General features: G+C 70.6%; 2 protein-coding genes. One reads left to right on the plus strand and one right to left on the minus strand.

Annotated elements, in window-relative coordinates; genetic code table 11:
• On the minus strand, nt 1-215 hold a 215-nt coding region (locus tag G3I65_RS35310), incomplete at its 3' end, for a hypothetical protein (protein ID WP_160699942.1).
• Between the two features lie 230 nt (nt 216-445).
• Here G3I65_RS35310 and G3I65_RS35315 point away from each other — a divergent pair.
• Nucleotides 446-1,408 (plus strand): DUF6345 domain-containing protein (locus tag G3I65_RS35315; RefSeq protein ID WP_239071646.1); only part of this gene is annotated, 963 nt, incomplete at its 3' end.

Raw genomic sequence — 1,408 nt, forward strand, 5'->3', positions numbered from 1 at the left:
CGGACGACGAACGCGCCCGCGGGCCGGGCGAACACCCCGAACCCGGCGCCTTCCCGCACCGGCCGCGCGCCGGTGTCACCACCGCCACCGCCCCCGCCGCCGAACACCGCCGCGGCCGGGATGACGACGACGCCGTCCCGCTCGACGGGCTCGCCGTAGACGAGCTTCGCGGAGAACAGGTCCCGTGCCGACGCGGCCAGCTGCCCCAGTTTCATCCCGCCATCCTGGCCGCACCGGGCCGCTACGCGCACCTCCCGGCGGGCTGTCCACTGTGGCCGGTTCCGGTTGACCGGGTCGCGGCGGCGCCCGGAAATCGTCCACGGAATCGGTGCAGCGCTGAAAAAATTGCGCTGAAGGTGTGGCAAAAAGATGTATCCGAAAGCTTTGACCGGATTCGGCGGTAGCTTCGCACCGAACGAATCCGTTCGGTCCACGGGGAGGAACCATGGCTTTGCTGAAGGACGGCGCCGGCACGGCACCACCGGGGGTGTCCGCCGCGGCGCGGGCGCTGACCTCGGCCGATCCGTTCGCCACGACCGGGATCGCGGCCGACCGCGGCGCGAACCGGTACGGCGTCTGCTCGATCGAAGACTTCCCGCCGGGAATCACCGACCTGTCCTACACCCACGAGGACGCCGGCGGTTTCTACAATTACGTCAAGCAGTTCACGCCGCCGAACTTCTGGTACACCGACGGCGGCGTGCTGTCCTGGCTCTACGGCGAGCAGTACGACGACTGGCAGGGCACGTACGGCTTCGACGCCTGCGTCGCCGAGTACCACTCCGGGCACGGGACCATGGACGGCAACGGCGTGTTCTGGATGCCGATGGGCGGCACCTGGGGCGGCTCGGCCTGGGCGAGCTCGGCCGACATGCGGCTGGGCAACGAGGTCGCCCGCTACCTGTTCTTCTCGACGTGCCTCTCGCTGCGCATCGGCGACGGCAACAGCCCGATCCGCACGTGGGACGCGGCGAACCTCGGCCTGCGGATGATCTTCGGGTTCGAGTCCACCAGCGTGGACAGCCCGAACTACGGCGCGTACTTCTTCAACAAGTGGAACGGCAACGGCCACAAGTTCAGCAAGGCGTGGCTGGACGCGTCCTGGGACATCGACCACCACCAGGCGCCCTCGGCCGTCGCGTGCGGGGCGACGCAGGCCGAAGCGCAGGACCGGCTGTGGAACGAAGGGACCTTCTCGACCGCCGCCGCGTCGAAGAACTGGTGGTGGTGGACGTGGTACGACGCCGCCCGCAGCATCCGCGAGGCACGCCTGGAGCTGCCCGGTGCGGCGCAGACGGCCCGGTTCGCGCCGCGGCGGCTCTCGCCGGCGCAGCTGGGTGAGCTGGCCGGGCACTACGGCGTCCGGCTGGGCGGCGGGCTGCCGGAGGCGATGGGCCCGCACGGCGTC

Source organism: Amycolatopsis sp. SID8362, assembly GCF_010550475.1.
GTDB lineage: Bacteria > Actinomycetota > Actinomycetes > Mycobacteriales > Pseudonocardiaceae > Amycolatopsis > Amycolatopsis eburnea.